At 67.9% G+C, this 24,633-nt stretch carries 25 protein-coding genes; 14 read left to right on the forward strand and 11 right to left on the reverse strand.

Annotation, left to right across the window (positions count from 1 at the left end):
- Positions 1-13: 13 nt before the first annotated feature.
- The 3 genes from xseB (at position 14) to KY501_RS49275 (ending at position 1,651) form a co-directional block, all read left to right on the forward strand.
- Positions 14-268: an exodeoxyribonuclease VII small subunit gene (xseB, locus tag KY501_RS49265; protein ID WP_224372413.1), complete on the forward strand. Its 255-nt coding sequence runs from the start codon at positions 14-16 to the stop codon at positions 266-268.
- A 184-nt stretch (positions 269-452) separates the two neighbouring features.
- Entirely contained in the window at positions 453-1,097 is a 645-nt protein-coding gene (locus KY501_RS49270; RefSeq protein ID WP_224372414.1) for an autotransporter outer membrane beta-barrel domain-containing protein, read from the forward strand.
- An 11-nt stretch (positions 1,098-1,108) separates the two neighbouring features.
- Positions 1,109-1,651: a hypothetical protein gene (locus tag KY501_RS49275; protein ID WP_224372416.1), complete on the forward strand. Its 543-nt coding sequence runs from the start codon at positions 1,109-1,111 to the stop codon at positions 1,649-1,651.
- Between the two features lie 15 nt (positions 1,652-1,666).
- Here the strand turns inward: KY501_RS49275 and KY501_RS49280 are convergent, their stop codons facing one another.
- The gene (locus tag KY501_RS49280; protein WP_224372417.1) at positions 1,667-2,206 is read right to left on the reverse strand and encodes a hypothetical protein; all 540 of its coding nucleotides are present in this window, start codon (positions 2,204-2,206) and stop codon (positions 1,667-1,669) included.
- Between the two features lie 289 nt (positions 2,207-2,495).
- Between KY501_RS49280 and KY501_RS49285 the strand changes: the two genes are divergently transcribed.
- Positions 2,496-3,056 (forward strand): CBS domain-containing protein, encoded by a 561-nt coding sequence (locus KY501_RS49285; protein ID WP_224372418.1) that lies wholly within the window; start codon positions 2,496-2,498, stop codon positions 3,054-3,056.
- 27 nt (positions 3,057-3,083) lie between these two features.
- Here the strand turns inward: KY501_RS49285 and KY501_RS49290 are convergent, their stop codons facing one another.
- On the reverse strand, positions 3,084-3,638 hold the full coding sequence (locus KY501_RS49290) for a hypothetical protein (protein WP_224372419.1): 555 nt from the start codon (positions 3,636-3,638) through the stop codon (positions 3,084-3,086).
- Between the two features lie 200 nt (positions 3,639-3,838).
- On the opposite strand from KY501_RS49290, the gene KY501_RS49295 reads away from it, so the two are divergent.
- The 3 genes from KY501_RS49295 (at position 3,839) to KY501_RS49305 (ending at position 6,943) form a co-directional block, all read left to right on the forward strand.
- On the forward strand, positions 3,839-4,468 hold the full coding sequence (locus tag KY501_RS49295; RefSeq protein ID WP_224372420.1) for a TetR/AcrR family transcriptional regulator: 630 nt from the start codon (positions 3,839-3,841) through the stop codon (positions 4,466-4,468).
- A 9-nt stretch (positions 4,469-4,477) separates the two neighbouring features.
- Entirely contained in the window at positions 4,478-5,182 is a 705-nt protein-coding gene (locus tag KY501_RS49300; RefSeq protein ID WP_224372421.1) for a lytic transglycosylase domain-containing protein, read from the forward strand.
- A gap of 123 nt (positions 5,183-5,305) precedes the next feature.
- Positions 5,306-6,943 carry a vWA domain-containing protein gene (locus KY501_RS49305; RefSeq protein WP_224372422.1) on the forward strand — a complete coding sequence of 546 codons (1,638 nt, stop codon included), beginning with the start codon at positions 5,306-5,308 and terminating at the stop codon, positions 6,941-6,943.
- A gap of 2 nt (positions 6,944-6,945) precedes the next feature.
- Here KY501_RS49305 and KY501_RS49310 read toward each other — a convergent pair whose 3' ends face one another.
- A complete protein-coding gene (locus KY501_RS49310; RefSeq protein ID WP_224372424.1) occupies positions 6,946-7,683 on the reverse strand; it encodes a glucosamine-6-phosphate deaminase in 738 nt (245 codons plus the stop codon).
- Positions 7,684-7,971: 288 nt separating this feature from the next.
- Here KY501_RS49310 and KY501_RS49315 point away from each other — a divergent pair, with 288 nt between their 5' ends.
- The 6 genes from KY501_RS49315 to KY501_RS49340 all read left to right on the forward strand — a co-directional run bounded on the left by KY501_RS49315 (position 7,972) and on the right by KY501_RS49340 (position 14,134).
- Positions 7,972-9,009 carry a 6-phosphofructokinase gene (locus KY501_RS49315; protein WP_224372425.1) on the forward strand — a complete coding sequence of 346 codons (1,038 nt, stop codon included), beginning with the start codon at positions 7,972-7,974 and terminating at the stop codon, positions 9,007-9,009.
- Between the two features lie 27 nt (positions 9,010-9,036).
- Entirely contained in the window at positions 9,037-9,807 is a 771-nt protein-coding gene (xdhC, locus tag KY501_RS49320; RefSeq protein ID WP_224372427.1) for a xanthine dehydrogenase accessory protein XdhC, read from the forward strand.
- 85 nt (positions 9,808-9,892) lie between these two features.
- Positions 9,893-10,369, forward strand: a complete 477-nt coding sequence (locus tag KY501_RS49325; protein ID WP_224372429.1) for a hypothetical protein — start codon at positions 9,893-9,895, stop codon at positions 10,367-10,369.
- 21 nt (positions 10,370-10,390) lie between these two features.
- On the forward strand, positions 10,391-11,179 hold the full coding sequence (locus KY501_RS49330; protein ID WP_224372431.1) for a helix-turn-helix domain-containing protein: 789 nt from the start codon (positions 10,391-10,393) through the stop codon (positions 11,177-11,179).
- A gap of 25 nt (positions 11,180-11,204) precedes the next feature.
- Positions 11,205-11,579: a terminase gene (locus KY501_RS49335; RefSeq protein WP_224372432.1), complete on the forward strand. Its 375-nt coding sequence runs from the start codon at positions 11,205-11,207 to the stop codon at positions 11,577-11,579.
- Positions 11,580-11,692: 113 nt separating this feature from the next.
- Positions 11,693-14,134 (forward strand): hypothetical protein, encoded by a 2,442-nt coding sequence (locus KY501_RS49340; protein ID WP_224372433.1) that lies wholly within the window; start codon positions 11,693-11,695, stop codon positions 14,132-14,134.
- A 15-nt stretch (positions 14,135-14,149) separates the two neighbouring features.
- Here the strand turns inward: KY501_RS49340 and KY501_RS49345 are convergent, their stop codons facing one another.
- From KY501_RS49345 to KY501_RS49370, 6 genes are all read right to left on the reverse strand, one after another.
- Positions 14,150-14,728: a pyridoxamine 5'-phosphate oxidase family protein gene (locus KY501_RS49345; RefSeq protein WP_224372435.1), complete on the reverse strand. Its 579-nt coding sequence runs from the start codon at positions 14,726-14,728 to the stop codon at positions 14,150-14,152.
- A 123-nt stretch (positions 14,729-14,851) separates the two neighbouring features.
- Positions 14,852-15,694: an alpha/beta fold hydrolase gene (locus KY501_RS49350; RefSeq protein WP_224372437.1), complete on the reverse strand. Its 843-nt coding sequence runs from the start codon at positions 15,692-15,694 to the stop codon at positions 14,852-14,854.
- The gene (locus tag KY501_RS49355) at positions 15,691-16,713 is read right to left on the reverse strand and encodes an alpha/beta hydrolase family protein (RefSeq protein ID WP_224372438.1); all 1,023 of its coding nucleotides are present in this window, start codon (positions 16,711-16,713) and stop codon (positions 15,691-15,693) included. Before KY501_RS49355 ends, KY501_RS49350 begins: the two co-directional genes overlap by 4 nt.
- 30 nt (positions 16,714-16,743) lie before the next feature.
- Positions 16,744-17,871, reverse strand: coding sequence for an acyl-CoA desaturase (locus tag KY501_RS49360; RefSeq protein WP_224372440.1), 1,128 nt, complete (start codon positions 17,869-17,871; stop codon positions 16,744-16,746).
- A 19-nt stretch (positions 17,872-17,890) separates the two neighbouring features.
- Entirely contained in the window at positions 17,891-19,078 is a 1,188-nt protein-coding gene (locus tag KY501_RS49365) for a class I SAM-dependent methyltransferase (RefSeq protein ID WP_224372441.1), read from the reverse strand.
- Positions 19,075-20,016: an alpha/beta hydrolase family protein gene (locus KY501_RS49370; protein ID WP_224372443.1), complete on the reverse strand. Its 942-nt coding sequence runs from the start codon at positions 20,014-20,016 to the stop codon at positions 19,075-19,077. The genes KY501_RS49365 and KY501_RS49370 overlap by 4 nt, the downstream gene beginning before the upstream one ends.
- 299 nt (positions 20,017-20,315) lie before the next feature.
- On the opposite strand from KY501_RS49370, the gene KY501_RS49375 reads away from it, so the two are divergent.
- Positions 20,316-21,476, forward strand: a complete 1,161-nt coding sequence (locus KY501_RS49375; protein WP_224372444.1) for an amidohydrolase family protein — start codon at positions 20,316-20,318, stop codon at positions 21,474-21,476.
- On the opposite strand, the gene KY501_RS49380 is transcribed toward KY501_RS49375, so the two are convergent.
- Complete coding sequence (locus KY501_RS49380) at positions 21,443-22,420, reverse strand: pirin family protein (RefSeq protein WP_373691733.1); 978 nt, start codon at positions 22,418-22,420, stop codon at positions 21,443-21,445. The genes KY501_RS49375 and KY501_RS49380 overlap by 34 nt on opposite strands.
- A gap of 224 nt (positions 22,421-22,644) precedes the next feature.
- Entirely contained in the window at positions 22,645-24,492 is a 1,848-nt protein-coding gene (locus KY501_RS49385) for a metallophosphoesterase (protein WP_224372445.1), read from the reverse strand.
- Between the last annotated feature and the right edge of the window lie 141 nt (positions 24,493-24,633).

Below are 24,633 nucleotides of genomic sequence, written 5' to 3' on the forward strand. Positions count from 1 at the left end.
TCCTGGCAAAGACATGGCAAAGCAGAAGCGGTCGACGAGCGAGCCCTCCTACGGTCAGGCCGCGTCGCGTCTGGAGGAAATCCTGCACGAGATCGAGGAAGGCCAGGTCGACGTCGATGAGCTCTCCGGGCTGGTGAAGGAAGCCGCCGACCTCGTAACGCTCTGCCGCGGGAAGATCCAAGCAGCGGAGATGCAGGTGAAGACCATCGCCGAGCAGCTCGATCGCGACGCGACTGACACCGGAACCGACGAGGATGACGCCGAGTAGGGAGCCTGTGTCGCAGGCCATCTCGGCGCGAATGCAACCCGCGCACTCGCTGTCCTTTTCTCCCACACTCGTCGGAGCGACTCGACGCCTTTTGCACGGCAGGCCGCTTCTCTTTCCCCGAGCGCCCACGAATGATGGCTCCCGGCCACTTCGGCCAGGTTCTCCCCTCAACACAGGTACTCCGATGATCAGACGTGTACCCGCTCTCTCCCGTCATGCCGCCGCGCTGGCCTGTGTGCTGGCGCTCGGCACCGGCGTGGAAGCTCTGGCGCAGGACTCCGGTTCCTCCGCCGACTCCCAGGTCGCCACCGCGAGCGACCCCGCCAGCAAGTTCGGACTCGGCGCGATGCTGGACGTTGGAGCCCCCGATGGAATTGGCGTCTCCATCGTGGTGCGCCCAGCGCAATGGCTGCGCGTCAACGGCGGAGTCACCACCAACACCCTCAGCCTCGGGGTGCGCGGAGGCATCAGCCTCGTCCCACTCTCCACCTTCATCTCCCCGTCCCTCAATCTGGACGTGGGCCACTACTTCAACGCCAACTACAACGATCTCGTCGACCGGTTGGGCGGCATCCCCCTGAAGACGACCGCTCCCTTCGATGACGTCGGCTACAACTACGCGGGCGGCAGCGTGGGGCTTGAGATCGGCAAGCCGCAGAGCTTCTCCGTCTACCTGCGCGTGGGCCTCGCCCACGGTTCGATGACCATCGAGGACGCGGAGAAGCTGCTGCAGGACGTCACCGACGATCCGGACATCACCGCCAAGCCGCTCTCCCTCCGCTTCACCACGCCCTCCATCAAGCTGGGCTTCCTCCTCTACCTCTTCTGATCGAGCCTCCCATGAGCCCTTCCATCCGAATCCTGCTCATCGCCCTGCCCCTGCTCGCCACCGGCTGCGACTCGCTCTTCTATGTCGAGGCGGAGACCGATGAAGTCTGCAAGACCGAGCGCAAGCTCTCCTTCCCGGCCAGCATCCCCATCCCCGGCACCGTGTCGCGGACCATGGAGTTTCCTGTCGGAGACATCATCGGCACCATCCCCACCGGCAGCACCGAGGCCCAGCTGCGCATGCGCCTCTTCGAGCTCACCACCACCGACGTGGACCTGAGCGGCGTCGAGAAGGCCAGCGTCTCCCTCCGCCTCGAGGGCCAGAGCGCTCCCATGAAGCTGCTCGAGTACAAGCGCCCCGCGAACCAGACCGCCACCCAGAAGCTCACCGCCACCGGCAGCGGCGTGCTGGACCTCAACGAGCTCATCCGCCAGGAAAACCTGGAGCTGACGTTCGAAGCCTCCGGCACGCTGCCCCAGCGCGACTGGAACGGAGACCTGCGCGTCTGCGCAGGCCTCTGGCTGAAGACGGATGTGCTCGATCTGATCTTCTGAGCCCCGCGTGGACCCCTACGGCTCGGTGGGCAGCTGCAGCTGCTCGCCGAGCACCTGGCTCTCCGCGTACCGTGCCATCGTCTGCTGCAGGTAGTCCAGGTGGTCCTCCTCCTCCGCCTGGCGCAGCGTGAAGGCATCCAGCGCGTCGTCGTCGTCCGCCTCCTCCGCCAGCGCCGTCAACAGGTCCCACCCCGCGTTGTCCACCAGCTCCGCCGCCATCAACGCGTGGAACAGGTGCTGCAACTCCACGTCCTCGCGGAGGATCACCTCCTCGAGGCCTCGCGTCTCCGCGGCCGCCAGCCGGGACCGCTCCGACTCCGCGTTCACGTCTCCACCCAGCGCCTGGATCTGCTCCTCCAGCCACATCTGGTGCTCGGCCTCCTCGTCCCGATAGGCCTGCATCGTGTCCACCATCCCCAGGATCTGCGGCTCCTTGGACACCGCCATCAGGGAGAGGACGCGATCGTAGAGCTTCACGCCCATCCGCTCGAAGGTGCGCCGCTCCTGGAGCAGATCAATGAGCTTCTCCGGGTTCTTCGCCGCCAGCTTCTTCATGACCGGCCGCCTCCTCCCGGCCAGAGCCGGGTCCGCATGCGCTCGGAGAAGCTATGCATCGGAGATACCTCTTCCCTCGCGCCCCACGCCAGCCCGCCCCCCCACCAGACGTTCCTGGGGTGTCCACGAGCGGGCAGTCGGATCCGCTCCTGTTCAGCGGACGCACCCTTTGCGCCGGGCCTCGCCCTCGCGCACCAGATGCACGCACCGCAGGGCGATAGCACCTTCCCCCAAGGGAAGAGGTTGGCCAGGGGTTTGCTACCCACCCCTTGAACCCCAAGGAAAGCCCATGACCGACGCCATCGAGAACTTCATGACCCGCTCCGTCCACACCATCGGGACGAAGAGCCCGCTCACCGAGGCCCACCGGATGATGAATGATCACTCCATCCGTCACCTCCCTGTACTCGAGGGAGGGAGGCTCGTCGGCATGCTCTCTCAGAGGGATCTGCACCTCATCGAGACGCTCAAGGACGTGGTCCCCAGCGAAGTCACCGTCGAGGAGGCCATGTCTCAGGACGCCTACACCGTGGAGCCCGGCACTCCCCTGGCCACGGTGGCCCGAGAGATGGCGCTCCACAAATACGGTTCTGCCGTCATCCTCCACGGCGCCGCAGTGCTGGGCATCTTCACCACCACGGATGCGCTCCGGGCGCTGGACACCGTCCTCACCGCGAAGCCGCAGGAGCCCGCAGCCAGGAAGCCCATGACGCGTGCCGCAAAGAAGACGGTGGCTCGCAAGGCCTCCAAGCCAGCGGCTCGGCCAATCCCCAAGAAGGCCTCGGCACAGCGCGGTGCGTCGAAACCACGGAAGGGCTCCGGGCAAGCGGCCAAACGCTCGCGACGCTGAGCTCCCTCTGAGAGTGGGGCGGAAGGATCAGGCCGTGGGAGGCGCGGAAGGAGGAGCCTGTTGAGCAGCAGGCTCGGGCGAGCGCTGGCCCTTCACGGCCGCCTGGGGCGCCTTCGGCTGCGTGCCGATGAACTCCTTGCGCGTGCCCAGGACGATGTCGAAGAACGGATGCGTGACACACCAGTTCGAGTTCTGATCACGCCCCATGTGGTGATCGTAGTGCCACGGTAGGTGCTCCTTCGCCCAGTACGGATCAAGGTGAGCCTTCTTGTGGATGCGGTAGTACCTCACCGTCGAGAACCACACGGTGGCGGTGAAAAAGGGAGCCACGGGCAGGAGCGGCAGGTGGCTCACCACGATAGCGGCCAGCCCCAACAACTCCTTGGACTGGGGCGACCAGGTCCACCACGAGCTGGTGTACTGGTCGTCCACCATCTCGTTGCGCCGGGACTTCTGGTGGTGCTCGTGCCAGTGGAAGCTCCAGAAACTCTTCGGGTTCTTCCCCAGGCCGTGAAGCACGTACTTGTGCAGCAACCACTCGCCGAAGTTGCTGTAGAGCAGGCCCAGTGGGATGCCAATCATGGTCCGCCTCCAGTGGCGCGTCCGGCCTCTGCGGTACCGCACCAAATAATGACTATTTGGTCACTTTTTTTGTAATCCGCAACGAAATGAGCGCTCGAAACCACCCGCACCGTCCGTCTGTCTCCACTCCACCCGCTGAATCGCCCCAACGGCGCCCTGGCCCCCAAGGCGGCGCCAGGGAAACCAACCGCCGCGAGCGGATGAAGGAGCTGAGCGAGGCCGGCCTGCGCCTGTTCCTCGAGCGAGGACTGGATGGGGTTACCGTTGACGACATCACCCAGGCCGCGGGGGTCGCCAAGGGAACGTTCTACCGGTACTTCGCGGATCAGACGGCGCTGGTGGACGCGCTGCTCGAGCCGGTGAGGCGCGATCTGATTGCGGGGCTGGAGGCGTGCGGCCGAGCCCTGGCCGCGGCGCGTGACGTGGAGGCCATGTTCGACGCGTACCGGGCGATGGCGGCCATCATCGCCGGTTCGCTGCTGCAGTACCCGAGCGTGGTGCGGCTCTACCTCCAAGAGTGCCGGGGCCCGGCGGTGGGGGCTCGGGTGAAGGTGGCGGAGCTGGCGCGGCTGGTGGCCCGTCACGCGGTGGACATCACCGAGAAGGCCCATACCCATGGCCTGCTGCGCCCCATCCGCCCGGCGGTGAGCGGGCTCGCGGTGGTGGGTGCCGTGGAGCGCCTGCTGCTGGCGGTGCTCAGCGAGGAAGACATCGGCAACCCGCTGGAGCTGCCGGATGCGCTCACCACGCTGGTGCTGGACGGGCTGCGGTTGCCCCTGGGGACGGCTCCGGTGCGCCGGAAGATGGACGGGAAGCCCAAGCGCCCTTAAGGGTAGAGCGTGGCGCGCAAGCGGATCAGCGGAGGGCTCCCCATTCCGGGGTGGGTGTGGCTGGGACTCGCCGTCCTCACGCCGCTGGTGCTGATCAACCTGGCCGTCAGCTTCTTTGGCGACACCGAGGTGTCTCCGTTCTCGCTGTCCTTCCTGGAGCAGAAGGTCCACGCACTTGGGGCCTACGCGCAGCACCGGCCCGCGTGCCTGCTCAGCGGGCACGAACCGCTCGAGCCCCTCATCGCCCAGGCCGAGCGCCGTCACCGCCTGCCCACAGGCCTGCTCCAGGCGCTCGTGCAGGTAGAATCCGAGACCCATCCGCACCGCATCTCCGCCGCAGGCGCCATGGGGCCCGGCCAGCTCATGCCCGGCACCGCGCGGATGCTGAGCGTGGAGGATCCCTTCGAGCCCGAGCCCGCCATCGACGCCAGCGCGCGCTACTTGGCCGCGCAGCTCGCGCGGTTCGACAACGTGCGCCTGGCGGTCGCCGCCTACAACGCGGGGCCCGGGGCGGTGAATGGGCAGGTGCCTCATAATGGAGAGACAGAGTTCTATGTGGCGAAAGTGATGGCGGCCTACGAGCGCCTGCGCCCTCCGCCCCCTCGGCCGGCTGTGGCGGGGAAGAGCCGGCCCACTGCTTCCGCTCGTCCTCCCGCCCGTCCTCCGCCAGCGACTGCTGCCAAGGCCCGCCCGGAGCCACAAGCGCGTCGGTAGTGCGACGTCGACCCATCCTCCCAATGACCGACCTCGGATGAATGACGGACGCGCGCGTTCGCGCGACGTGGGATTCATGCGCGCGCTGGTGCCACGCCCCACGCTTCCCCGAGGTTCGCGCACATGAAGGGTTCCGGAGGAATCACGAAGGTCGTCGTCATCACCCTGGCGGCGGTCGTCTTGCTGGTGGGTGTCATCACCCTCTTCGGAGACAACCTCCGCAAACTCAACGGTGCGAGCGCGTCGGCGCTCTCGGGAGGGGCCGTGGCCGACTACGGATCGCTCAACCGCAAGACGATGCGGAGCTTCGGGGAGAACTCCGATTACGACGGCACGGCACCCAGCGCTCCGGCTCCTGCCGCCCAGCACATGGCCGCCGAGCCCGTGCCCCCGGGGAACACCCACGCGGGCCTGCGCCCCAACCCCTTCACCCTCACCTCCGAGGATGCCCTCTCCACCTTCGCGGTGGACGTGGACACGGCCTCCTATGCCCTCTTCCGCCGCTACGTGAATGGAGGCTCGCTGCCGCCGCAGGACTCGGTGCGCATCGAGGAGTGGGTGAACTACTTCCAATACAAGCTGCCCGCGCCCTCACAGGGGGACTTCAGCGTGGACCTGGAGGGCGCGCCCTCGCCCTTCACCCCGGGACGGCACCTGCTCAAGGTGGGGCTCCAGGGGCGGAAGATTGGCAAGAGCCAGCGCAAGCCCACCCACCTCGTCTTCCTGGCGGACACCAGCGGCTCCATGTCCGCGCCGGACAAGCTGCCGCTGGCCCAACGCGCGATGAAGCTCATGGTGGATGGACTCAACGAGGAGGACACCGTGGCGCTCGTCACCTACGCGGGCAGCGTGCGCGACGTGCTACCGCCCACCCCCGCCTCCGAGCGGGCGAAGCTCTTCGCGGCCATCGACTCGCTCACCGCGGGCGGCGGCACCGCCATGGGCAGCGGGCTGGAGATTGCCTACCAGCACGCGGCGCGCAAGGCCGCCCCGAATGCCGTCTCACGCGTCATCGTCCTCACGGATGGCGACACGAACCTGGGGCGCAATGTCACGCCGGAGGCCATGTTGGAGAGCATCCGCGGCTCTGTGCAGGAGGGCGTGACGCTGTCCACCATCGGCTTCGGCATGGGCAACTACCGGGATGACCTGATGGAGAAGCTGGCCGACAAGGGCAACGGCAACTGTTTCTACATCGACAGCGAGAAGGAGGCCCGCCGCGTCTTCCAGGAGCAGCTCGCCGGGACGCTGGAGATCATCGCCAAGGACGTGAAGGTGCAGGTGGAGTTCGACAAGACGGCGGTGCGCGGCTACCGGCTGCTGGGCTACGAGAACCGGGACATCGCCGACCGCGACTTCCGCAACGACAAGGTGGACGCGGGAGAGATTGGCGCGGGCCACTCCGTCACGGCGCTATACGAGGTGGAGCTGACGGGCGAAGGTTCGAAGCTGGCCACGGTGCGCGTGCGCGCCAAGACGCCCTCGGGCAGCGAGGCCGCCGAGCAGAGCTTCTCCGTCTCGCGAGCGGAGCTCCACCGCAAGCTGGAGGACGCCTCGGCGAGCCTGCGCTTCGCCACCGCGGTGGCGGGGTCGGCGGACATCCTCCGAGGCTCGAAGCAGGCCAGCGACTGGAGCCTGGCCGTGGCCGAGGAGCTGGCCGAGGGCGCCACCGAGGGCATGGAGGACCGCGCGGAGTTCGTCTCGCTGCTGCGTCGCGTGCGCGAGGCGCGGCTGTCCGGCGTCTCCAGCCGAGGCTACTGAGCTCAGCGCCTCTGGAGTCCCCGGGCAGCGATGGGGTCCAGCCACAGGTACACGTCCCGGTGGAGCTGAAGGAAGGATGCCGGGCACCGCGGGGTGATGGGGCCGTGCACCATCGCCGTGACGGCCGCCGCCTTGCCCGCGCCAAAGGCCAACAGGTGCACCTGCTTGCCCTGGATCAGCGGCGCCACTCCCAGCGTCAGCGCCGCCATGGGGACCTTTGAGACGTCGTCCCCCACGAGCGGCGCCAAGGTCTGCCGCGTCTCGCGGGACAGGAGCACGCGGTGGCTCGTCGCATGGACCGAGTCCCCGGGCTCGTTGAAGGCGATGTGCCCGTTGGGGCCGATGCCCAGCAGCACCAGGTCCATGCCTCCTGCCGCCACCACCGCCGCGTCGTAGCGCGCGCACTCCGCCTCCGCGTCCGGGGCGCTCCCGTCGAAGAAGTGGGTGCGCTCCGGCGCCAGGTTCACGTACCGGAAAAGGTGGCGCTCCATATAGGCCTGGAAGCTGGCCGGATCATCCGGCGGCACCCCGAGGAACTCATCCAACGTGAAGGAGGTGGCGCGGGACAAATCCAACTCACCGCGCCGGTGCGACGCCACCAGCTCCTTATAGAAGTTGATGGGAGAGCGACCGGTGGGCAACCCCATGACCAGGTCGGGCTTGGAACGGACTTCGGCGGCGATGTGGGCCGCACAGGCGACGGCAGCTTCCTGCTCGGTGGCGAAGACGCGGACGTTCACGGGACGCAGCAGGTTGGCCCTGACGTCGGGCCCGAGAGGGTGGAAGGCCCGTTATGACGACAAGCGGCCTTCAGGGGAAGAACCCTTCCGGTATGGAAGATGGGCCAGACATGACGCATCGCATCAAAACCAACCATGGACATCCCCCATGCACGACGCACTGCGTCGTCACGCTCGGGCCTTCGCTCGGAAGTTCGCGGAAGAGGATGCCTGGCGGGCGCAACCCCTGGCCGCCAGCAGTGAAATCGTTCCTTTGCTTCTCGCCCGCACGCGCTAGAAACCGTTCTCATGAAAGTCGCTGTCCTTACTGGCGGGGGTGACTGCCCCGGCCTCAATGCGGTGATTCGTGCAGTCGTCCGCCGTGCCAGCGAGCATGGCTTCGAGATGATGGGCCTGCGGGACGGATGGAAGGGCCTGCTCGAGGACAACCACTTCCGCCTCACGCGGGAGACGACCTCCGGCATCCTCCACCGCGGCGGCACCATCCTGGGCACCTCGCGCGTCAACCCCTTCAAGGTGGAAGGCGGCCTGGAGAAGGTGAAGAAGGCGGTGGAGCGCAACGGCATCCACGCCGTCATCGCCATCGGCGGTGAGGGCACGCTCTCGGCCGCCACGCGCATGTCCCAGGAGGGCCTGCGCATCGTCGGCGTGCCGAAGACGATCGACAACGACTTGAACGGCACGGACTTCACCTTCGGCTTCGACACGGCGGTGACAATCGCCACGGACGCCATCGACCGGCTGCACTCCACAGCCGAGTCCCACAAACGCGTCATCGTCTGCGAGGTGATGGGGCGGCACGTGGGGTGGATCGCCACGTACGCGGGCATCGCGGGTGGAGCGGACGTCATCCTGGTGCCGGAGATTCCGGCGGATCTCGCGGGAGTGGCCGAGCACATCCAGCGGCGGCACGCCTCGGGGCGCACCTTCTCCATCGTGGTGGTGGCCGAGGGCACGCGGGTGAAGATGTCCGAGGACAAGGGCGAGCAGCTCATCACCTCGGGAGCGCTGGACGAGGCGGGCCGGCCCCGGCTGGGCGGTGTGGGCAGCATCGTGGCGCACGAGATTGAGCGGCGCACGGGCTTCGAGACACGCGTGTCGGTGCTGGGGCACATCCAGCGCGGCGGCGTGCCCACGGCGCACGACCGGGTGCTGGCCACGCGCTATGGCGTGCACGCGTGCGACATGGTGGCTCGGGGCGAGTTCGGGAAGATGGCCTCGCTGCGCGGCAACGAGATCATCAGCGTGGACCTGTCCTTGGCGACCAAGGAGCTCAAGCGGGTGCCCGAGGAGTTCTTCAAGGTGGCCCAGGTGTTCTTTGGCTAGGCGGGCACGGTAGGCTCGCCTTCGCCGATGGACCTGTACGCGGAGATCGCCGCCCTCGTCACCGAGGGCAAGCCATTCGTCCTGGCCACCGTCATCGAGAGTGCGGGCAGCACGCCGCAGAAGCCCGGCTCGAAGATGGTGGTGCTGGGCGACGGCTCGCTGCGCGGCACGGTGGGCGGAGGAGCCATCGAGCAGCAGATCATCGAGGCCGCGCTGGCGCTGCTGGGAGCCCCCGAGCAGACGCGCGTCATCGAGACGCACCTGACCCACGAGCTGGGGATGTGTTGCGGCGGCCGGATGAAGGTGTTCCTGGAGAAGCACGGGGCGCCCGCGAGGCTGACCGTGTTCGGCGCCGGGCACGTGGCGAAGGAGCTGGCGGCCCTGGCGCACAAGGTGGGCTTCCGCGTCACGGTGGTGGATGCCCGACCCGAGTGGGCTTCAGCCGAGCGCTTCCCTGGCTGTGAGGTGCTGCTGAAGGATCCGGCGGACCATGCGCGGGCGGTGGCGGGCAGTGGCCAGGACTTCTACTGCGTCACCACGCATGACCATCCGCTGGACCAGGCCGTGGTGGAGGCGCTGCTGAGCAAGCCCGCCGCGTACCTGGGTGTCATCGGCAGCCGGCGCAAGGCCGAGCGGTTCCGGATGCGGCTGAAGGCGGCGGGCGCGGAGGATGCGGCGCTGGATCGAATCCGCTCACCGATGGGGCTGGCCATTGGAGCGCTGACGCCCGAGGAGATCGCGGTCTCCATCGTCGCGGAGCTCGTCCAGGTGCGGCGCAGCGGACAGCCGCGCAAGTAGATGGGCAGTCCCTGTGAGTCTGGGTCGGTGACTCCCATGGACGTGGGAGTTGTACCGTAGGATGACCGCTCTCCCGGAGGTCATCATGTCCCGCCTGCTCCTCATGCCGCTCGCGCTCTGCGTCCTCCTCCTGGCTCCCGCCGCGCACGCCGACTGCTACTCCGATTCCGAGTGCAATGGCGGCCGCTGCCGCAGCGGCACGTGCACCACCGCCGGCGGCACCTGTTACTCCGACTCCGAGTGCCCGGGTGGGAGCTGCCGCAGCGGCAAGTGCACCACTGCCGGTGGCCAGTGCTATTCGGATTCCGAATGTGGCGGTGGCAAGTGCCGCAGCGGCAAATGCACCACTGCGGGCGGCGCCTGCTACTCCGACTCCGACTGCCCCGGCGGCAGCTGCCGCAGCAACAAGTGCACCACCGCGGGCGGCACCTGCTACTCGGATTCAGAGTGTGGCGGCGGCAAGTGCCGCAGTGGCAAGTGCACCACCGCGGGCGGCACCTGCTACTCCGACTCCGACTGCCCCGGCGGCAGCTGCCGCAGCGGCAAGTGCACGGCACGCTGAGCCTTCCGGTAGCATGGCGCCATGCGCGTCACCGGCGTCCCCCGCACTGCCCCTGGAGCTCCCCTGCCCGTCTGGCCGCCGCTGCTGGCCACACGCGGCCTCGGCGGGCTCAGCGCCGGCCACGCCCACCATGCCATGCACCTCGTGCTGAGCCTGGAGGCTCCGCTGCGCGTGCGCGCAGGCAGAGGGCCCTGGCAGGACATGCCCGGAGTGTTGACGGCTCCGGATGTGCCCCACGCCCTCGATGCCTCGAACCGCGAGGTGCTGCTCGTCTTCCTCGATCCCGAGAGCGAGACAGGGGCGGCGCTCCGCAGCTCCATCACCGGCCCCCTGCGCGCCATCACCGCCTCCGAGCGCGATGCGCTGATCCGCGACGTCGATCCGCTGGACCTCATGCAGGCCGGTGGCGTCGAGTGGACACGCCGAGCCGTCGAGGTGCTGGGAGCTGGCACCTCCACACCCCGCCCGGCCCTGCACCCCCGCGTGCGGAAGGTGCTGCGGCTGCTGCGCGACCTCTCCCCCGACGATGACGCCTCGCTGACCACGCTCGCGACCCAGGTGGGGCTCTCGCCCGGGCGCCTGATGCACGCCTTCACCGAGTCCATTGGCCTGCCGCTCCGGCCCTACCTCGCGTGGCTGCGGCTCCAGCGAGCAGCCGCGGCCATCGTGTCCGGCACCCCGCTCGGAGAGGCGGCCCATGCCGCAGGCTTCTCGGACGCCGCGCACATGACGCGCACCTTCCGGCGCATGCTGGGCATGCCTCCCTCCGCGCTGCGGCCTCCGGCACAGCCAGTTCGTTCAAGACGCTGAACCGGGCCTGGCCTACATCCAGGGTATGAACGCCAAGACCATGGACGACCGCTCCGAAGGACTCCTCACCTGGCAGTGGAACCTCTACACGGACAACCACAGCCAGCGCAGCAACCTGATCATGCACGCGGTGACGGTGCCGCTGTTTCAGCTCGGCACCCTGCTGCTCTTCACCTCGCCGCTCACCTCGATCTGGCTGGCCCTCCCGGGGCTCGTCGGCATGGTGGGTGCCATGGCGGTCCAGGGCCGGGGGCACCGCCTCGAGACGACTCCCCCCGTGCCCTTCCGGGGCCCGCTCGACGTGGTGGCGCGCATCTTCGTGGAGCAGTGGATCACGTTCCCGCGCTTCGTGCTCTCAGGTGGCTTTGCTCGCGCATGGCGCGCACAGAAGGGGACCTGAGGCGACAAGGGGTTTCCCCCGATCTCCTGATCTCTGGAGATCTCCTCCGAGCAAGGGCCCTAGGATGAAGGTTCCCCCTTCATCCCGCAGCACCGTCGAGCGGAGGCCCTCTCTTGCGCACTTCCCTCTGGTCGTGGGCGCTCGTCATCGCCCTGGCAACGGCTTGCAGCAGCAACACCCCCGATACCCCTGACGGTGGCGATCCCCAGGACAATCCCGACGGCGGAGGTGGACCGGGCCCCACGCCCGATGGCGGGACTTCTCCGGACGCGGGCGTCGAGACACCCGTCCTCATCGACATCACCACGGGCCTCACGCTGATCGACGACATCGACACGGCGCAGGTCGCTCCCAGCTACGAGTCCACCGCGGGCGCCAGCCTGGTACAGACCGTGCTCGGTAAGCCCGCGCGGACCCTGCCCATGGGGGATGCGCCCAAGGTCATGTCGTATGTGATTGGCAAGGGCAAGGGACTGATCGCGGGCCGGGCCTACGTCCTCGTCGTGGAGTACCCCGACGACGTGCCTCGAACCCTCTTCGTCGCCAACCGGGGCGCGGATCATCTGCAGGGCTGGGCCACCGGCACCGCGGTAGGCGACTCGCGCTCGCAGTACACGGAGCCCAGCGTCGAATCCCTCAACTACCCGCAGAGCGGGCAGTGGCAGCTCTACAAGCAGTTCTTCTACCTTCATGACCGCTTCCAGGGCGTCAAGGGCGTGCGGGACTCGGCCCCCGGCTGCCGGCCCAACCTGCCCGCCGATGGCTTCAACGTCGCGCTCTTCCAGACGAAGCAGTTGAACGATGCGCGCTCGCAGGGAGTGGCCGTCGGCCACATCAAGCTCTACGAGGTGAGCGATCCCTCCAAGCTCTACGCCCCCATCCACTACCCGCCCTCCACGCTGCCGCGCCGACGCATCTTCTGGCGCGAGGAGATGGCCGATGAAGCCATCATGGCCTCGGACATCACCCAGCGTGCCGTCGCCAATACGGAGGACTGGTACGTGTACAAGATGCGGATGGCCAAGGTGCTGGGGATCAACACCTTCACCAAGGATCTGCTCGAGTTCGGCTACAACCAGGGCTTCGAGACGGGCGATCAGAATTGGATGTACGAGGCACAGCCGCCCAACAACAATCTCTGGACGCGGCTGGTGCCCAGGGCGACCGCTGAGGACTTCGAGCTCCTGCCCTACTTCGAATACAAGTCCGGCATGGGCGCCAACAGCCTGGCCAAGCAGCGCCGCGCGCAGAAGCTGTTCCACGGCCAGAAGCAGACCTGCGGCAACACCAGCTACTACACCTGCGTCTACTGGACCGAGGACGCCGACGCCGACCTGACCGACCCCGACACGCTGGCCGACGCCAAGAAGCTGATCGACAAGACGGTGGGGCAGTTCAAGACCCAGGCGAAGTTCGCCGGCGTGTGGTTCCGCACGCGCAACACCCACCTGCCCATCAGCTTCGCGGCTGCCACCATCGCCCGCTTCAAGGCGGAGCGCCCCAACGACTCGGTGGCGCAGACCGCGTCCCAGGCCACGCTGATCGCGTCGTACCAGGGCAACAAGGACCTCTATAACCGGTACATCAGTTGGTGGTTCTCCAAGCGCGTCAGCTTCCTGAGCGCGGTGCGCGATTACCTGAAGACACAGCTCGGGCAGAGCGATGTCCAGGTTCTCTTCACGCCGTGGACGGGCGAGCAGGTGCCGCACCTCCATCCGCTCGGCCAGCCCAACAACCACGCGGGCGTGGTCACGGACGATTCGGCATGGTGGACCGCGTACATGAACACGGTCAGCGACGGTTACTACAAGTACCACTGGTCGCCCACGGACTACACCCAGGCCGTCAACAATGGCCTCTATCCCGCCCGGCTGGCGGAGCAGATACCCATCGACTTGAGCTCGAGCACCGACGTCCCGGAGGAGTTCCACTCGGCGCCCGGCGCGGACCCCGAGAACTACACGAATGTCGAAGGCGTGATGATGACCTATCCCATCGGCCGGCTCTTCACCGTCGCCTCCGCCGACGCGCTCGGCAAGTACCGCGCCGCCTCCGGTCTGACGGTCGTCCGCCACTACCCGCTCAATGAGGACACGGGCAGCGACCCCTCGCTCCCGTTCGGTGGCACCATGGGCTACGTCTCGGTGAACACCGATCGGGCGGGCCCGCACCTCATGCTGCAGCAGGCACGCGCCATCGCCAACGGAGACCCGCGCAACATCGCCTACCTGTCGGGCTCAAGCTTCTCCACGGGCTTCCCCGAGGTCATGCGCCGGTTCAATCAGGCGTTCCTGGCCGTGCCCGCGCTGCCCTCCGAGAAACTCGCTTCCGCTTCGAGCGATTCCGAAGTCGTCGTGCGCCAGATCAACACGCAGGGCCAGGGCACGTACTACTACGTGGTCAACACCTCGATGCAGAGCAAGGCGAACGTGAAGGTGACTCTCCCCGCCAGCGGCCGGATCACCAACCTCGTCACAAACCACGTCGAGACGGGAACCCAGCTCACGCTCACCCTCGAGTCTGCGGACCTCCGCGCCTACCGCGTGGGTCCCTGAGGCCGGACCCCTGGATTACGTCTCGCCTGGGGGCGTGTCGTCCTCGTCGAAGAGGCCGGTAGGCAGGCCGTCGAGGCTGCGCGCGTTCTTCATACGCCGGTACTCCTCCAGTCCTTCCTCTCCCTTGTTCTCGGCCCAGCGTGCAAGCGTGGGCCTGTCGCCGGTGAACTCGTAGAGGGGCACGCTGTAGCCGCAGGACTTCTGCACGAGGTCGATGTCGAGCTTCACCATCTGCCGAGCCCCCAGCGGCTCCACGCCGCCGAACTCGGAGGCCAGCAACCGGGTGTACCCGGTGCTGCCCCGGCGCAGCACCTGGCCTCGCCCATAGAGGCGCAGAATCATGGGCGGCCCCTCGAAGGCGCAGAACATGAGGGTGAGGCGTCCGTCAGCGCGCAGGTGCGCGGCGGTCTCGTTCCCGCTGCCGGTGAGGTCCAGGTAGACGACCTCGCTGGGGCCGAGCACGCGGAGCGAGTCGAGCCCCTTCGGTGAGAGGTTCACCCGACCGGTGCTGGCGGCGGAGGCTGTGAAGAACATCCGCTGGCGCAGGATGAAGTCGCGGTGGATGGGCTCAAGGTGCGGGAACTGGGTGGCCATCGGTGCGATCCCTCTCCCGCGAGAGTAGTCCCCGGCTCTCGAACCGGGAATGGCCTTCCGCCGAAGGACCATGGCTTACGCATCTGGGGAGACATCGTGTGAGACGGTTTTGACGAGCTGAGGTCATCCCTGGAGCCAGGCCCTCAGGCGCTCTTCATATCTCCCTGCATGCTCCAGGGTGGGGAAGTGGCCACACCCGTCCAGCTCGACGAGTTCCGCACGAGGCAGCGCCTGCCACAGGGGACGAGCCGAAGTGCCCTCATGTGTCCGGTCCGCGCACCCCCAGAGCAGGAGCGTGGGCTGGCGGATGTCGCTGTACTCGATCGCTTCAGAGCGCCGCAGGGATTGATAGGCGGAGGCAAGTTCGAAGGCGCCACCTTCTCGGAGGGCCTGGAGCGTGGGCTGGAGATAGCCCTGGCGCGTTCGCGCATCCGTCCCTTCCGGGAGCGCGGCCTGATACCAGTGACGAGCGATGAACCGCCGACCCAGGGACACGAGCGCCTGTCCCACGCGGGGCGTGTGGATGAGGCCGCAGACATCCGTTCCCTTCGCCCAGGTCTGCATCTGCTCTTGCGTGGACACCTGGGCGAGCACCAGCCGCTCCACGAGTTCCGGCCTCAGGCGTGCCAGGCGCAGCCCCACCAGCGCTCCCAAGCAGGACATCTCCAGCACAGCGTGGCGCACCGCCAGCTGCTCGAACATCCCGGCCATCACCTCCACCTGGAGCTCGAGGCTGAAGCGCGCCCCGTTCCGCAGCTCCGAGCGTCCGAAGCCCGGCAACTCGAAGGAGATGACGCGGAAGTCTCGCGCCAGCCGCTCGATGACCTCTCGGTGGTGCTCGATGAGGTTGGGAGGGTCCGGGACGATGACCAGCGTCCTGTCTGCCTGTCCGACCACCCGCGTGTGGACGCGCGCGCTCGGGAGCTCCACGAAGAAGGAGCGCTCTTCCACCGCCACCGCCGTCATCGCGTCCCTCCCCTTCCGAGCCCGGAGGCCAGCGCAGGAGCTGCCTGAGGAATCTCCATCTGAGGGGCTCGGGGACGCCGCAACACGGGCACGGCGATGGAGGCCAGACTCGGCTCGCGGGCGCCCTCTCGCCGGGGCAGAAGGGCCGAGCTCGCGGAGGCTGTCCGAAGCCAGGAGGAGACCTCGCCCCACCAGCTCTCCGGGCACTGCTCCGAGTCGAAGAAGCCCGAATGCCCCAGCCCGCGCAGCTTCAGCCGCTCGTGCTCGACGTGGCACCAGAGCGCTGGCGCCGAAACATAGTAGTCGTGTAGCAGCACCTGGACGGCCCGCCTCGGCGCATAGAAGGTGTCGTCCGCGAAGCTGAGCGCGAGCAACGGGAAGGTGCAGCCAGAGAAGCGCGCAGAGCGGGACTCACCCGTGGGCCACAGGTAGTGCTCGTCCAGGCCCCAGCGCGCATAGTCCTCGGCAACGCCTCGCTCCAGGTCGTCCAGCCCCACGAACGAGAGCGGCAGGCGGCCGAAGAGCTTCAGGCACAGTGGGATGTAGAGCCGGAAGAAGAGCCAGACGCCATACCGCTTCCAACCGCTCCAGTGGAGCCAGCAGCCCCGCTGAGACGCGACGAGCGCCACCGCGCTCAACCGGGAGTGATTCTCGGAGAACGGCAGGATCTGCCCCCCGATGCTGTGGGCCACAGCCACGAGTCGCTCCGGCGAGAAGGTGTCGCAAGCCCATTGGATGACAGCCGTCACATCCTGCTCGCCCCAGGTGCGCATGGAGGCGGTGTGCCGGTTCCCCTCCTCCAGCACCGAGCGGCCGATGCCGCGATAATCGAAGGTGATGACCCGCCAGCCGTCACGCGCCAGCCACCTCGCGAAGGCCTCGTAACGCTCCTGCCGGGCTCCCACGGCGCACAGCAGGAGGGCCACCTCGCGGGGTGCCACTCCCTCCTGCTGGTAGCTGCTCACCGCGAGCGAGATGCCATCCCGGGTGACAACCGTGTGGTGGTGACGCTGGACCATGGGTGATTCCTCGGCGTTCGACGGAATGGCTCAGGCCACCTGCTCCTGACCGGACAGCAGCTCCACGGCTTCGCGCTCGCTGGACTCCACGGATGGCACGGCCCCACGCAGCACCTCGAGCTGGGGATAGACAGGCTTGGGCCGGCGGAAGACGACCAGCGACTTCCAGATCGCCTCCCACCACCCGAGCGTGCGGTAGGGGTAGCCGTTCTCCTCGCAGAAGCGCTTCAGGATGCGGCTCATCCGTGGGTAGTAGACGTGGCTGTAGCCCGGGAAGAGGTGGTGCTCGATCTGGTAGTCCACTCCCGCGCAGAACAACCGGCCGAAGAAGCCCGTGCGGAAGTTCAGCGTCGTGGCCGTCTGCAGGAGGATGAAGTCCGCCCTCCGGAAGTACTCGGGGCGGTTGCGGTCCTGGCGATCCAGGAAGGCCGCCTCCTCCGGGAAGTGCGCGGGGGCGAACGCGACGAAGATGGCGTACCCCAGCAGCACCACGCGCACCGCGTACAACGCCAGCACCGGCAGCGGCCCGAAGAAGAGCGAGGGAATCACCAGCCACAGGGCCACGTGCCCAACGAGCATCAGCGCGTCGTAGCCGTGGGCTGCCTTGCGGCGGGCAGGGTCGCGCAGGCACGCGACGAGGTACTGAATCCCCGCTCGCTGGACGTTCAGCGCGTTGAAGGCGATGGCGAAGAAGATACCCAGCCACTGGTGATCGAACCACCAGCGCCGCAAACCCCGGGCCTGGGCCACGTCCCGTATGTTGATCGTGAACGCTGGCAACAGGTCCGCGTCGTCATCCAGTCCGATGACGTTGGGCGTGGGGTGGTGGACGGCCACGTGCTTCTGCCACCAGTACGTGGCGGACATGCCCAGGAAGAGCGGATAGCCGAAGTACGTAAGGGCCCGATTCGCCCAGCGCCGGTTGCAGGTGGCGTAGTGCGAGGAGGTATGGGTGTTGGTCGACACGCCCAGCGAGCCCATCGTGGAGAGGAGCAGGCCCAGCGCATCGAGCGCCAGGTTGTGGGCGAGCACCACGACGGCGAGCCCGCCCACGGCAAGCGTTACGTGAAAGCCGAGCTCCGCGACGAGCCGGCCGGTGGGCTTGCGGTTCCAACCGCGCGCAAGGAACTCCTGATTCAGGACGGACAGTGCATGCATGGGGATCTCCTTCTGGGACCTAGACGCGATGGAGCGGCATGGGCGCCGCGTAGTCCTTCGTGAAGAGCACCTGGTAGACCGTGCCATCCGACGCGAGCGGCGCCGCGACGCAGCAGTGCAGGTAGTACTCCCACAGCCGGCGGAACGCCGAGTCGTAGCGCTTCGGATCCAGTTGGTGCTGGTTCTGCCGGAAGCGCATGAGCCAGTGCTTCGCCGTGTAGTGGTAGTGACGGACGATGTTCTCCACGTCGCGGATGGCGAGCCCCTGGCGCTCCAGGTGGTGGGCCGCCTCCGAGAGCTTCACCTGCCCCGAGCCCGGGAAGATGTAGCGCTGGATGAAGGGATCATGCGTGTTGACGGGTGCGCTCGTGCCGATGGCGTGCACCAGCCCCAAGCCCTGTGGCGCCAGCGACCGGGCGATGAGAGAGAAGTATCGCCGGTACTCCTTGCGAGGCAGGTGCTCCAGCATGCCCACGCTGACGATCTTGTCGAAACGGCCCTCGATGCTGCTGTGGTCCCGCAACTCGATGCGAATGCGATCGGACAGCCCCGCGCGGGCGATGTTCTCGTTGCCGCGCTCGAAGTGCCGCTCGCTGTTGGTGATGCCCACGCCCGTCACGCCGTAGCGGCTGGCCGCGTGGATGAGCAGCCCCCCGAAGCCGCACCCGATGTCCAGCAGATGCTCCCCGGGCGCGAGCTGCAGCTTGCAGCAGATGCGGTCCAGCTTGTTGCGCTGGAGCTCCTCCAGCGAGTCCTGTGGCGAGAGCGCGTAGCCGCACGAGTACGTCATCGTCTCGTCGAGGAAGGACTCGAAGAGTTCGTCACCGAGATCGTAGTGCCGCTGGACGTAGCGCCACTGAGCCCGTGAGAGCGTGTTGCCCAGTTGCACTCGCAGCACCCGGAGGATGGTGCGCGGGTCTCCCCTCACCTTCTGGTCGATGCGGTTGCGCAACAGGATGGTGAGGAAGTCGTGGAGTTCGCCGTCCTCGACGGTGAAGTCCCCGTCCATATAGGCCTCGCCCATGCCCAGGTTTCCCTGGCTCAGCACGCGCGAGAAGAAGCGCCGATCGTGGATGCGGAGGGTCACCGCGGGGGAGCCCCCTCCAGCGCCAACCGTGAGCGGCTGGTCCTCGACGACGAGGCGGAGGGAGGCATCAGAGATATGACGATTCAGGATGTCGATGAAGGTGTTCTCAGCCAGGTTCATGACAAATGAGAGGGCTCTGCCGGCGGCTGTGACGTCACGGCCCGCAGACCTCCCGCCGCGGGGCGACCCTCGGCGGCCTGCTGCTCCAGCCAGGAGCCCATCTGCTCCCACAGGGTGGAGCGGAAGTTTTCGCGCAGCCACCGGAAGTGATCGATGGCGTCGACGTTCAGGTCCGCTGGCGTGAGGTGGCGGTGCTCCTTGCGCGCCCGGTGGTAGAAGCCGAGCAGTGCCTCCACGGCGGCCCGCGGCGCGAAGCGATCATCGGAGAAGCTGTAGGCGAGCAGTGGCCCGGAGAAGTCATCGAAGTACGGGCGCAGCGGCACCCCGCGCTCATCGGAGATGTAGTTCGGATTGCGGCACCAGCGAGCCCACTCCCGCGCCACGCCCCCCGGCAGATCCTCGCCCATGCCGAGCCTCTTCGCCGGGAAGTAGCCGAGCAACTTCGCCGCCAGGGGCATCGCCGCGTACCAGAGGAAGGCGAGCTGGTAACGCCGTGGGCTGTCCCAGTGGCGCCAATAGCCGCTCTGCGCTCCCACCGCGAGCAGGGCGGACACATGCTGGATGCGATCCGTCAGCCCGAGGAGCTGTCCCCCCGAGCTGTGCCCCACCACGAGCAGCGGGCTGCGCGGGAACTGCTCCACCAACCAGTCCACGACCCCCGCGAGATCCCGCGTCCCCCAGTCCGTCATGCTTGCGCGCAGGGAGCGCAGGGGTCCGGTGCGGGAACCACCAGTGCCTCGATAGTCATACGTGAGGACATGCATCCCCCGCTCCGCGAGGAACCGGGCGAACCGATCATAGAGGGTGCGCCTCACGCCCGTGGCTGGGTTGATCAACACCACGGGCCAGGAGCCCTCGCCATCCGCGGCGTAGAGCGTCGCTGCCAATGGGAAGCCATCGGTAGCGGGAATCGTCAGCTGCTCGAAGTGGGTATCCATGTCTCGCTGCCCTCGCGCATCGGGCCTCGGACATGAGGCCCTGTCCTGAAGGTGGGCGCGTGACGGCTCCGCTGCCGCCGCCCCTGGGGGCCGAGTGCCGTGAGCCTGGATGTGAGGCCGCCCCTGCCGCCGCCTGCTCCCAGGGCGGACGAGCGGCGCTTCCGTCACGCCCGGCCCCAACCGCCTCTGTCTGCCGGAGTCAGCCGACAACGGAGCAATGACAGATGGCCAGAGCAGGCTACAGAGTGTTCGACAGCGACATGCACTGCGTGGAGCCCCCCGATTTATGGGAGCAATACATGGAGCCTCGCTACCGGGAGCGCGCCCCGCGCAGCTCCGAGTTCGCATTCCGCAACGCGGTCGTTTACATGGAGCTCGAGCAGCGGCTCATGCCCTGGTTCGATCCCCGGGGACCAGATGGCCGACCGCTCCCGGCGGTGCTGCCCTCGGCGCAGGTCCGGACGATGGTGCGCCAGGCGATCGAGCAGCGGCCAGAGGCTCGCTCGCTGGAGCGCTTCCAGCAGTCCCGCTTCGCCGACTTCTCCCGCCGGGGCTGGTCCGTGGACACGCAGCTCGAGGCGATGGAGACCGAGGGCGTGGACATGACCGTCGTCTTCCCCACCTCCGGGCTGCTCGCGCTCGCGGTGGATGACCTGGAGCCCGAGTTCGCCAGCGCGGTGGCTCGGGCGTACAACAACTGGCTCCACGACTACGTGCAGGGAGATCCCCAGCGGCTGTTCGGCGCGGCCATGGTGGCGCCCCACTCCGTGGAGGACGCGGTGCGGGAGACGCGGCGGGCCGTGGAGGAGCTCGGCTTCCGAGCCATCTTCCTCCGCCCGAACCTCGTGGGCGGGAGACAGTGGTACGACCCTGCCTATGACGCGCTCTGGGAGGCCTGCACCCGGCTGGGCATCCCCGTCATCTTCCACGAGGGCGTGGGCTCACACCTGCCCCAGGCGGGCAGCCAGTTCGGCAGCAACATCTTCCTGCGCCACGTGGCCTGCCACTCCATGGAGATGATGTACGCGGCCATGGCATTCTGCGGCGGTGGCGTGCTCGCGCGGCACCCGGCCCTCAAGGTCGGCTTCTTCGAGGGCAACTGCAGTTGGGTCCCCTGGCTGCTCCATCGGATGGACGAGCACTGGGAGATCGAGCTGGGCGTCACCCATCAGCAGCTCCCCGAGCCTCCCAGCCTCTACTTCCGCCGGCAGTGCGTCGTGTCAGTGGAGGCGGATGAGGACTTCGTCACGCACGTCGTCGAGCACCTGGGCGCGGACAACATCGTGTTCTCCACGGACTGGCCGCACCCGGACTCGCGCTACCCTCGGGCCATCGAGCGCTTCCTGGAGATTCCCCTCCCGGAGAGCGCCCGGCGGAAGATCCTCTGGGACAACTGCGCCCGGCTCTACGGCCTCCAGAACGAGGCTCAGGCGGGCTTCTCGATGCGGCCGTCCGCGTGACGAGCGAAGCGCCCTTCCTCTCGCGCGTGGACCGGGTCGTCGCTCTTCCAGGGCCAGCCACCGAACTGCGTGCGCTGGTAGTCGGAGAAGGCCTGGACGATCTCCTCGCGCGAGTTCATCACGAAGGGCCCGTGGGCCACGACAGGCTCGCGGATGGGCCGGCCCTGCAGGAGCAGCAGCTCAGCCTCGTCCGAGCCGTTCTCCAGCACCGCCTCGAACTCGGGTCGGAGCACGGCCGCGTGCGAGGCCGGGATGGCCTTCCCACCGATGCGCATCCCGGAGCCCTGGAAGAAATAGAGCCAGCGGTTGGTCCCGCTCATCGCGGCGGGCAACGTCCACCGGGCGCCGGGAGCCATCTTGATCGTCCAGATGGCGACGTCGGTATCCGAACGAGATGCCCACGACTTCGGCGGCGGGGGCGGCGCCTTCACGTCACCGAGCCGGCCTGCGACGAGGGAAACCTCGGTGGTGCGCCCCTCCGCGTCCTTGGCGACATGCCGCGGAATAACGTGGCTCCAGAGCATGGAGAAGTGCGGCTCCACCATCTTGTCCACCTTGGGCAGGTTGAGCCAGATCTGGAACAGCTCGACGGGGTTCGGTCCCGTGCGGTCGAGCAGCGGGAACATCTCCGAGTGCAGGAGGCCACTGCCAGCGGTGATCCACTGGGTGTCTCCGCCTCCGAAGCGGGCCGCGGCGCCGAGCGAGTCGGAGTGGTCCAGCAGCCCACGGCGCACGACGGTCACGGTCTCGAAGCCCCGGTGCGGGTGCTGCGGGAAGCCCGGAACGGTGCGCCCGTGGTACATGCGCCAGCCGTCCTTGCCGGCGAAGTCCTGCCCGAGATCCCGGCCCGAGAGCGAGACGGCCGGTCCCATGCGCTCGTTGCCCTGAGGGTAGCGGTCGTCATGGTGGACGCAGAACAGGAAGGGATCCGGCGTCTCCCACATGAACCCGAGGGGCCGGGTGTTGATGATGACGTCTGCCTGCTCACTCCCCTTCTGACTCATTCCCTTCTCCTCGGGCTTGGGCGAAGTGTCCGAGCAGCCGGCCGCCGACGCACCCGCGACGGCGATCAGCTTCAGCGCATCTCTTCGACTCACATCACTCATGGGATGTAAGCCTAACGCGGTCCCGGCGCGTCCGCTCGTCGACACGCCGGGAAAGGCGAGGCTCAGCGAGAGATCGGGTCGTCGTCCGCCACGGACTCCGGGGTGTCCGCGGGGGGCAGCACCTTGTCGAAGCGCAGCCCCGCTGGCGGGTGGGCGGGATCATCCACCGGCCCCGGAGGCGTCTCGAGCGCCGAGGCCGCGCTCGTGGGCGCGGGCTGCTCCGCTGCCGCCGCTACCGTCTTCGTGAGGGTGAGGCTGTCCTTCACGGTGCCACTGGGAGAGAGGAACTGCGCGGTGAGCGTGCCGCCATTCACCGTCACGTCCAGGTAGCCCACGTCGGTGTTGTTGCGGTACGCGGTCCAGCTGGGCTGAGCGATGGGGAAGGAGCGAAGGGTCGCGCCGCCGCTGCCCACCACCCAGTAGACGACTCCGCGCGAGCCCGAGGGCGCGACACCGTCGCCCACCATCGCCTTGGAGCGCTCGTAGTTGTGGTCATGCCCCGTGAGGACGATGTCCACCTTGTACTGCTCGAAGAGGGGGCCGAACTCGCGGCGCATGGTGAGCTGCGAGCCGTGGGCGCCGCTCGACCAGGGCGGGTGGTGGAAGAAGGCCACCTTCCAGGGCTGCTTCGAGGCGGCGAGGTCCGCGGCCGCCCAGCTCTTCTGCGCGGCCAGGGTGCAGCGATCGGACGAGGCCAGGCCGATGGCGCAATTGGAGTCCAGCGCCACGAAGTGCACCGGGCCCCAGTCGAACGAGTAGTAGCGCTCGGTGTTCGCGGGGTTGTTGGCCGGCAGGTAGAGGTTGTCGAGATAGGGCTGGCCCTGGTCCGTCACATACTCGTGGTTGCCCGGGCTGGCGAAGAGCGGCACCTTGCGCAGCAGCGCCGCCATGGGCGTGAACATGTGATCCTGGAAGTCCTGCTCGGTGCCGGACTCGTAGGCATTGTCGCCCAGCGCCAGGAGCAGCTCTCCGGCCCGGCTGTCCTGCGCCAGCCGAGCCACCACCTGCGCCTGCGCGGAGCCTCCCGTGCCGAAGTCTCCCATCGCCGTGAAGTGCACGCTCTGCGTCGAGGGGAGCGTCGCCGTGCGGAACTGCCGCACACCCATGACGGAGCCGCACGCCTCGACGACGTAGCTATATGTCTGCCCCGGGCTGAGGCCGCTCAGCTTGATGACGTGCCGCCAGCCTGCGGCAGTGGCCGTCGCGGTGCGGGACACATCCGAGCCCGGGCCGAAGCGCACGAAGGGAGTGCACGACACGTTCGTGCGGAAGGCCACCAGCGCGCTGGTGGTCCCCACGCTCTGGAGGTACGGCTGACGCGGCAGCGCGGGCCCCGAGTCCGACGTGGGGGGCGGCGTCGCCGTCTGCTCGCCGCACGCGCGGGCCTCGATGATGGAGGCCCAGTCATTGACGGTGTTGCCGTTGACGGTGACGCGCACGTAGCGCGCCTTGCGCGTCGAGGTGAAGGCATACGTCTGCGCCGCAGTGCTCAGGGCGCTGTCGCCCGCGTACCCCTGCGTATAGGTCGTCCCGTCTTCGGAGGTGGAGATGATGAAGTGGTTCTGGCGAGTGCCTCCCTGGTGCCAGGCGATGGCCGCGCCGGTGAGGGACTGAGAGCTGCCCAGATCCATCAGCAGCCACGCGCCCACGCCCGGGCCGCTCCAGCGGGTCACCAGATTGTCGTCCTGCGAATTGGAAGCAACGCTGCCGGCGCCGTCATCGCCGCTCGCGCTCACCGATTGGGTGGTCAGCGCGCGGCAGTTGGTCACGGTCAGCGGACCCGAGGAGTCCTGGAGCTGCTCGGCGGGGGTGTCAGTGGAAGGAGGTTCCTTGGAAGCAGCGCCTTCCTCACATGCCGAGAGGAGGAGCACCGCGACGAGGCCTGAAGTGATCAGTGAGTGTTTGTGCATCGCGGCAAGGGCAACAGCACCTGTCTGGCAGGATTCCCGCAGCGGGCAGTCAGGCAGCGCGTGCGTCCGAGCCCTCGGCCGCTCTGGAAACAGGCCTGGATGGGGCTCAGTGCAGCAACGGTAGAGGGAACGCGGGCACGG

The organism is Hyalangium versicolor (assembly GCF_020103695.1).
Taxonomy (GTDB): domain Bacteria; phylum Myxococcota; class Myxococcia; order Myxococcales; family Myxococcaceae; genus Hyalangium; species Hyalangium versicolor.

Excerpts from the sequence above, each read along its gene's own strand:
- KY501_RS49295 (WP_224372420.1), top strand. The coding sequence starts at position 3,839 with ATGAAGGAGCTGAGCGAGGCCGGCCTGCGCCTGTTCCTCGAGCGAGGA.
- KY501_RS49385 (WP_224372445.1), bottom strand. The coding sequence starts at position 24,492 with ATGCACAAACACTCACTGATCACTTCAGGCCTCGTCGCGGTGCTCCTC.
- KY501_RS49360 (WP_224372440.1), bottom strand. The coding sequence starts at position 17,871 with ATGCATGCACTGTCCGTCCTGAATCAGGAGTTCCTTGCGCGCGGTTGG.
- KY501_RS49280 (WP_224372417.1), bottom strand. The coding sequence starts at position 2,206 with ATGAAGAAGCTGGCGGCGAAGAACCCGGAGAAGCTCATTGATCTGCTC.
- KY501_RS49345 (WP_224372435.1), bottom strand. The coding sequence starts at position 14,728 with ATGGCCACCCAGTTCCCGCACCTTGAGCCCATCCACCGCGACTTCATC.
- KY501_RS49375 (WP_224372444.1), top strand. The coding sequence starts at position 20,316 with ATGGAGCCTCGCTACCGGGAGCGCGCCCCGCGCAGCTCCGAGTTCGCA.
- KY501_RS49365 (WP_224372441.1), bottom strand. The coding sequence starts at position 19,078 with ATGAACCTGGCTGAGAACACCTTCATCGACATCCTGAATCGTCATATC.
- KY501_RS49355 (WP_224372438.1), bottom strand. The coding sequence starts at position 16,713 with ATGGTCCAGCGTCACCACCACACGGTTGTCACCCGGGATGGCATCTCG.
- KY501_RS49380 (WP_373691733.1), bottom strand. The coding sequence starts at position 22,420 with ATGTGGGAGACGCCGGATCCCTTCCTGTTCTGCGTCCACCATGACGAC.
- KY501_RS49270 (WP_224372414.1), top strand. The coding sequence starts at position 453 with ATGATCAGACGTGTACCCGCTCTCTCCCGTCATGCCGCCGCGCTGGCC.
- xdhC (WP_224372427.1), top strand. The coding sequence starts at position 9,037 with ATGGACCTGTACGCGGAGATCGCCGCCCTCGTCACCGAGGGCAAGCCA.
- KY501_RS49290 (WP_224372419.1), bottom strand. The coding sequence starts at position 3,638 with ATGATTGGCATCCCACTGGGCCTGCTCTACAGCAACTTCGGCGAGTGG.
- KY501_RS49350 (WP_224372437.1), bottom strand. The coding sequence starts at position 15,694 with ATGACGGCGGTGGCGGTGGAAGAGCGCTCCTTCTTCGTGGAGCTCCCG.
- KY501_RS49330 (WP_224372431.1), top strand. The coding sequence starts at position 10,391 with ATGCGCGTCACCGGCGTCCCCCGCACTGCCCCTGGAGCTCCCCTGCCC.
- KY501_RS49315 (WP_224372425.1), top strand. The coding sequence starts at position 7,972 with ATGAAAGTCGCTGTCCTTACTGGCGGGGGTGACTGCCCCGGCCTCAAT.
- KY501_RS49335 (WP_224372432.1), top strand. The coding sequence starts at position 11,205 with ATGAACGCCAAGACCATGGACGACCGCTCCGAAGGACTCCTCACCTGG.
- xseB (WP_224372413.1), top strand. The coding sequence starts at position 14 with ATGGCAAAGCAGAAGCGGTCGACGAGCGAGCCCTCCTACGGTCAGGCC.
- KY501_RS49305 (WP_224372422.1), top strand. The coding sequence starts at position 5,306 with ATGAAGGGTTCCGGAGGAATCACGAAGGTCGTCGTCATCACCCTGGCG.
- KY501_RS49370 (WP_224372443.1), bottom strand. The coding sequence starts at position 20,016 with ATGGATACCCACTTCGAGCAGCTGACGATTCCCGCTACCGATGGCTTC.
- KY501_RS49325 (WP_224372429.1), top strand. The coding sequence starts at position 9,893 with ATGTCCCGCCTGCTCCTCATGCCGCTCGCGCTCTGCGTCCTCCTCCTG.
- KY501_RS49275 (WP_224372416.1), top strand. The coding sequence starts at position 1,109 with ATGAGCCCTTCCATCCGAATCCTGCTCATCGCCCTGCCCCTGCTCGCC.
- KY501_RS49285 (WP_224372418.1), top strand. The coding sequence starts at position 2,496 with ATGACCGACGCCATCGAGAACTTCATGACCCGCTCCGTCCACACCATC.